Origin of the sequence: Bacillus sp. EE-W1 (assembly GCF_009760835.1) — a bacterium.
GTDB lineage: Bacteria > Bacillota > Bacilli > Bacillales > Bacillaceae_G > Bacillus_A > Bacillus_A wiedmannii.
Genome location: NZ_WIPE01000063.1, coordinates 22,955 through 29,911, shown reverse-complemented (window position 1 = coordinate 29,911; position 6,957 = coordinate 22,955). Strand labels below are relative to the sequence as shown.

Below are 6,957 nucleotides of genomic sequence, written 5' to 3'. Positions count from 1 at the left end.
ATTACAAAATGAATCTCGTCACGAGAGCACTTTATTGAGTGCTCTTTTTTGATTTTTGAATACTTATTAAATGAAATTTTTGTTTAATTTATAAAATAAAAACACTTGTCCACTTCAACCCATTCACCATCGTATATTATCCAACCATTATAATCGTATAATTCTTCTTGTATTTTCCATTCACTACGATACATTCTTTAATTCCCCTTAACAATCCTTGCCCTTTTATATAATTGCTTTCCAACTTCATAATTTACTTTTTGCTACCTTCACCTCCTATGACGAGCAATCATAGGAGATGAAGGTATGAATGAAGAAAATATTGTTTTACATGGAACTGCGGTTAAATCAAGTTTAATTGATTCAACACTCCTATCTATTTTTCGTCATTCACTTTACCAACAGAAGCAACAGGTTCAACGGTATTGATTTAGGAAGCGGACTCCCTTATATATTAAAAGCTTTTTGGAGTGAACCCATGTTCCTTATATATTATGGAATGGGTTTATATTTGTGACATAAGGGCTTAATTTTTTATTTATTTTAATTTTCAAGGGCCTTTTTCTTATATTTGTGTGTTAACCAATTCATAAGTTGTAGTGTGTAAGTGGGTGAATGAATGATAAGAATGGTGTAAAAATGAGTGAATTTAAAAAGAAATTTCATATTCCATGTGATTGTTTTCTCCCCCCTGTACCCCCACCTCAAGTTGGACCGACTGGACCGACCGGAGTGCTGTAGGATGTTGTCCATGTAATAATGTTCTTAACAACCCTGGATTTGACATACCACCTGTAGGAGTAGATCCAGTTCCAGGTTGGAATCAAGTCGGTTCTGTTTCAGAAGTAGGTTTTCCAAACGTTCATAGTGGTCGTTTTCTGCCAGATGGGTCATTTAGTCTCTTAGCTGCATCAATTGGTCCAGGTGGAAGTATTAATCAAACAGTTGATGTTGACGAAGGTTGTTGTTTTACATTTTCATTTGCTGCAGATGTAAGGGATGGTGCATTTCTTATAGCTTCTGTATCTTTTCCAGAACTTGAGCAAGCATGTCCCCCAGCCCCTGCAACTCTTGGTCCATCAAACATTCCACATATTGTACCAGTTATGAATCAACCACAATCTCTTTTCCAACATTATGTTCTTGTTGTGTGTATACCTGCTACTGTGACTATAGCTTGTATTTCTTTCCAAAATACTGCTACAGGTGGTGAAGGCGCAACAGCCTTTGTTGACAATGTTGTATTTCAACCTACTGGTGGACCTTGCACTTCATGTTCACAAAATTTTTAACACATTAATACGCTTGAAAATTTCCTTTTTTCTGGCGAATACAACAACTATTAAAGAGGGCCTTCTAGCTCTCTTTTTATATTAGGAATCATCATAATCTGGCCCCTCAACCATGACTCCACTCACTATATATTCATTAATAAACCATTGGTTACTCTTCATTTCATTCCAATAACTATTTTATATTAAATCCGCACATCCCCCAGAAGCATACATACGATATTATGTTGTATTCTTTTTCAATATCAGTGTTTAGCCGAGAGTACCTTGGATGGCGCTCTTTAATTTTCAAATAACATTTTTAAGTAATTACGAGAGCGGATTTTATTATGTTGTACAAGCACTACTTCGCCTTTTTAAATAAACTATATAGATATCTAAATGAAGGGAGATTTATATTCATATGGCTGATTACTTTTATAAAGATGGTAAAAAGTATTATAAAAAACAGTCACATTCGGGCAATCAAAAAAACAACTGTTTTATTGAGACGCATACAATTGCAGGTTCTGAAGAAAATGCAAATGGAAATATACCTGTATCTGTTTTCCTTGAAACTACCACTCCACAAACTGTATTTGAGGATTTTACAAACAATCACAATAAAACATTAATCCAGTTATTTGTTGTTGGTATGAGTGCACCCGTTCAAGTAACTATTCTAACAAGAAGATCTAGCATACCAATTACTACTACATTACAACCCGTTCAAACAAAAATATTTCAAGTTGAAGATTTTCAAAGTCTTACTCTTACAAAGCAGGAAGGTCCTACTAGTGCAGTTAGTTTATTTGTTCAAAAAACATTTTGTATCTGCTGTAACGATAATAACGACTCATGTGATGAATATTACCATGAGTGCAATTAATAGATTAAATCACTTGAATAACTCTTTATATAGAGGGTTCTTTTCTTTTTTTAATGTCGTGTGAAATATACCAAGGTTTGAACCCCTAATCCTAGGGCTTCTTTATTTAAATAAGAATTTTAGTGAAATAATTTTACTGTTTATTCTAAAAATTCACACACTTATATGAACTTTAAAAAATACAAAATATAGTCCTTGTTCCAAGAGCACCACACTCTCTGTTGGTGCTCTTTTCAGTTAAATAATACTTTTGCGAAAATTCTGTTGTCTAATTTTTCACTTATCCATTTCACTTTGCTCTATTTTCGCATTTATTATTAGAAATACTAATTTTTTAGAGGTGAAATTATTATGGACGAGTTATTATCTTCCGCTTTAATAAAAGCCTGATTTACTCGGACCTACTTTACCAGCTATTCCACCATTCACTCTGCCTACCGGACCAGGATGTATAGAACCCCTACCAACTTTCACCCAAATCGTCTATGTAAACAAAACTGGTGATGACGCTACTGCTGATGATTCTGAATGCGCACCATTTTTAACAGTGACTGCAGCAATGGCATCAATAACAGATGCTATAGCACCATTTCCGGATCCTTTAAATATAACTAAACGTTATGCTATCTCTATTGGACCTGGCAACTATATCGAACCATTAATTCATTTAAAAGCTAACGTTCAATTAGTAGAAACTAGTACTTTATTGACTAGATTACAAATTCCTTTCGATATAAATGATCCGTCTTGGTTTGATTTAAACTTTTCCCAGGATCCTAGATCTGGGTTTGTTAATCTGACATTACTAAGTTCGCCTCTTGATTTTAACTTTCAAACGGCACAAAGTGTTTCAGGTAAATTATTCTTTGTTAGCGTTAATATAACCCCTACTCCTATATTCACAACTTTATCGACTTCTGTGAATCAAGTGAATATCCGTGATTCAATGTTATCCGCTGGTTATACTCAAAATGGAATTAACATGGAAATGTTTGCTTCGTTCGTTTCTAGTGGCAATATTACTATTAATTCGCAAGCAACCACAGATACCCAAGTCAACTTAGTTGGTGGAGGAATAAATGGTAATGTCATTATTAATGTGCTACCTGGTCATATTCCAATTGCCCCCTTAAATTTAACCAGCTTTGCTATTACAGAAAACATCTTCAATCCCAGCCCTAATTCTGGAAATTTATTTGTCAACGGCGCTAATAACGATATTACAACAGTCAGAGCGACAGTTGATTCATTACCTATTCGTTCCCGAATAAATCTTATAGGAACAAATACATCTTTAATTAGAGTTGATGATGCCTTCGATTTAGCTTATACACCTAATAATCCAGCAAACTAGGCTCCTCTTCCTCCTACTACAGTACAGGAAGCTTTAGATGGAATTGCTGCATTGCTGGCAGTAACTATCGGTACGCCATAAACATCTTAGAATGAACTTAAATCCTAATTTAACACGAGCTAAATTGCTATGATATGTGAAAGAAAAGTCTCTTCAAATCTGATTGGAGAGACTTTTTTGTTACTAAGCAAATCCGATATCTGAAAATTAATATACATCATAAACAAATTGTATTAAACTTTATTTCCATCATTATTTTTTGCATAACCGCTATTTTATTTTCCTCTGCTCTAAAACCAAAATAGAGTAAGCCACAAGTAGCAAACGAACCTAATACGGATCCTATAATGATTTCTAAGCAGAACATAACGTAACTCCTCCTATACATGAATTCAGATATTTATAAAAAAATTAAAATATATAAATGCAATGTAAAACACTTGTTAAGATTGCTGTCATTCGCACTATTTGTTCTGATAACGTTATATAATCAAGATGCAACAAGCGACAAATGTGGGAAATAATATTCGAACATTTTCTTTTTAATACTAAAGGTGTCAGTTACTACACCTTTTACATCACCGTTTGGCAAATAGATCATGAATTCTGCTTTATATGTAATTGCATCAAACCGTTTGCCATTCTTTTTATAACCAGGTTGTAGAACAAACGATGGTTGCAATTCGATTGCCTGTATTTCACCTGCACCTTGCTTTTCTTTTAACAACTCATAATATTTAGATTGGGCTTCTGAATCAAAGATACAACCATCTAGCTCAACCTTTTTATTGTTATATTTGCTCTTTGTTTTTCTCTTTTGTTTTATTAATTAGCTGATTAATTTCACAGACATCATTTATCAAACGTTCCATGTTTCTTCACCCCTTGAATATTTTTCAAATAAAAATACATACTATTTTCAAGCCGCCGTGTCCACGGCTAATACTTCTTTCTTTTGTTACAGCAGAAGCAGGTAGGTTCTTCACTTATCTGCTTTCTCTGTATATTTTTTAAGAAATCGAAAATAATACCAACAAGCTGTTTGAACTAGCAGCTTCACTCTTCTCGTAATGGGGATGCAATTTATTACAATTAGCTAACTCATTGAACTCACTGGCAGACAACCAAAATCGTTGTCTGCTTTTTGTATGAGATTTTTCGTTTTACATATACTACTTTTGAACCTGCAGACCAATACGAACCATTTTGGTGCTTGGGATTTCCCTTCCTGGGGATAAGTATTTTTTACTTATCCCTTTTTGTATAGACACGTACATTTAAGGTAAAGCTAATTACAAGCAGATTTTCTGTTTATGCGTAGTTCTAAACAAGAATACTTTTTCTCCTATTAAAGGACGGCAGGTACGACTGCTAGTCCTTTTTTCTTATATCGCATACTATCCCTTCAGGTAACTTCGTACTACATTACCTTCATCGTCGTAGTAAGCAATTTCCCAATAAGGATGGCAGTTGTGCTTCTCAAGTTCCCCATCGAGCAAAACGAACAAATTAGTTTTCCAGTTTCCAACGATCGTATCCCAATACGAGTTAAATCCTTCATAAACTTCTCTTGTTCCATTTCAATAATTGCGGAATGTGTAATGAAAATACTCGCTCGCTACATTACCTTTTCTTTCAACCAAAGTATTCTGCCGAAATAGTAGACATAATAAGTTCCGTTCTCTTTTTGCTGCAGCATAACATTCCCGTACCGTTTGAATGTGTTACGAATTTCTCTCACCAAATCGTCCAATTCTTTGTTAGCAAAAAATGTTTTCGTATCGTTATACCAATTGATTTTTTCATAACCCGTATCATCATCAGGGCGCTAGTACGAATTGTTTTCTCTCGATTTTTTTTCGATTAAATATTGTTCATACGTAAGTTGCACTTGTTCTTGAATTGCGACATGGCAGTAATACCTTTGCTCTACTGGTTTTGGACTATAAAATTCATTTTAAATACGGTGAATGAAATTTTTGCTTTTTCTCGGCATCACCCTTGTTGTCTACAAACAAAAAAAGAGCCGCAACACTTTGCGACTCTTTTTAAATAATAACTATTTAACGGCCACGTCTTTGCTGACCTTGTTTTGTACTACTTTTCTTATTACTTGGCTTATTAAATGATCGATTGTTATCATTTCTCGAACTATTTCTTGGGCCACCTTTTGAACCACTTCTTGAACCTTCACGGCTATCTCTTTGGCGATATTGATCTGATTTCTTTGGAGCCGGCTTTGGTAGCGGTTTTCCATTTTCATCTACACGTTTTATCTTCGGTTGTTCGATTATTTCTCTTTGCAATGGTGCACCAAGCGTTTTTTCAATTTCTTCTAAATGTTTTTCATCTTTCGCTGCAACGAACGTAATTGCAATACCTGATCCACCTGCACGTCCTGTTCGGCCAATGCGGTGAATATAACTTTCTACATCTTCAGGAATGTCAAAGTTAAATACATGCGTTATACCATCTACATCAAGTCCACGAGCTGCTACATCAGTCGCAATTAAGTACTGAATTTTAGCTTCGCGGAAACTCTTCATGACTCTTTCACGTTTCGCTTGAGGTATATCACCATGAAGTTCAGCACAATTATAACCTAGTCCTTTTAAATTATCATACAGCTTACTTGCTCTAACCTTTGTACGACAGAAAATAACTGCTAAAAATGGCTGATCACGATCCATAACAAAACGAAGTGCATCTGGCTTTGCACGATCTGTCGTCTCAATGACACGCTGCTCAATTGTATTTACCGTTACTTCTTCACTTTGCACTTGAATCATTTGCGGCTCATCCATATAACGTTTCGCCAATTTTTTAATATCTTTTGGCATCGTTGCTGAGAATAACATCGTTTGTTTACTATCAGGTGTCTCATCTAAAATATCTTCAATATCGTATAAGAAACCGAAATAAAGCATTTGATCCGCTTCATCTAGTACAATTGTTGAAAGATTACTTAAATCAATTGTTTCACGACGTATATGATCTAATAATCGTCCTGGTGTCGCAACAACAATATGTGTATTGCCTTTTAATTTTCTCAATTGTTGTGCTACATCTTGCCCGCCATAAATCGCTAGTACATTAATATCTTCTCTTTGAACAAGCATTTTTTTTATTTCAGTTGTAATTTGCAGTGCTAGTTCCCTTGTTGGTGCCACAATTAAAGCCTGAACATCACTACACTCTGGATCGATTTTTTCTAAAATCGGTAACACGAATGCTAACGTTTTACCCGTCCCTGTTTTCGCCTGCCCAATAATATCTTTACCTGACATAATAACAGGAATTGCCTGCTCTTGAATTGGTGTTGCTTCTGTAATTCCATTTTCACGTAATGTATGATTAAAAGTTTCACTAATTCCTAATTCTAAAAAGTTTTTCAAATAGACCACTTCTTTTCCTTATTTTTCACATTAGCTTTCATTGTACCA

General features: G+C 34.7%; 5 protein-coding genes and 3 pseudogenes. 4 read left to right on the top strand and 4 right to left on the bottom strand.

Annotated elements, in window-relative coordinates; genetic code table 11:
- Positions 1–306 precede the first annotated feature (306 nt).
- The 4 genes and pseudogenes from GFJ36_RS29985 to GFJ36_RS13025 form a co-directional block, all read left to right on the top strand.
- Entirely contained in the window at positions 307–429 is a 123-nt protein-coding gene (locus tag GFJ36_RS29985) for a hypothetical protein (RefSeq protein WP_001001491.1), read from the top strand.
- A gap of 210 nt (positions 430–639) precedes the next feature.
- A pseudogene (locus GFJ36_RS13035) lies at positions 640–1,292 on the top strand (collagen-like protein).
- A 403-nt stretch (positions 1,293–1,695) separates the two neighbouring features.
- A complete protein-coding gene (locus GFJ36_RS13030) occupies positions 1,696–2,160 on the top strand; it encodes an exosporium protein D (protein WP_087986184.1) in 465 nt (154 codons plus the stop codon).
- A gap of 424 nt (positions 2,161–2,584) precedes the next feature.
- Positions 2,585–3,595 (top strand): annotated as a pseudogene (locus GFJ36_RS13025) (exosporium leader peptide); the annotation flags it as partial.
- Positions 3,596–3,731: 136 nt separating this feature from the next.
- On the opposite strand, the gene GFJ36_RS29140 reads toward GFJ36_RS13025, so the two are convergent.
- From GFJ36_RS29140 to GFJ36_RS13015, 4 genes and pseudogenes are all read right to left on the bottom strand, one after another.
- The gene (locus GFJ36_RS29140; protein ID WP_176546182.1) at positions 3,732–3,881 is read right to left on the bottom strand and encodes a hypothetical protein; all 150 of its coding nucleotides are present in this window, start codon (positions 3,879–3,881) and stop codon (positions 3,732–3,734) included.
- 123 nt (positions 3,882–4,004) lie between these two features.
- A complete protein-coding gene (locus GFJ36_RS13020) occupies positions 4,005–4,340 on the bottom strand; it encodes a DUF1064 domain-containing protein (protein ID WP_087986185.1) in 336 nt (111 codons plus the stop codon).
- 792 nt (positions 4,341–5,132) lie between these two features.
- Positions 5,133–5,405, bottom strand: a pseudogene (locus tag GFJ36_RS30235) (hypothetical protein).
- A 172-nt stretch (positions 5,406–5,577) separates the two neighbouring features.
- Positions 5,578–6,918 carry a DEAD/DEAH box helicase gene (locus GFJ36_RS13015; RefSeq protein ID WP_087986186.1) on the bottom strand — a complete coding sequence of 447 codons (1,341 nt, stop codon included), beginning with the start codon at positions 6,916–6,918 and terminating at the stop codon, positions 5,578–5,580.
- Positions 6,919–6,957: the final 39 nt, after the last annotated feature.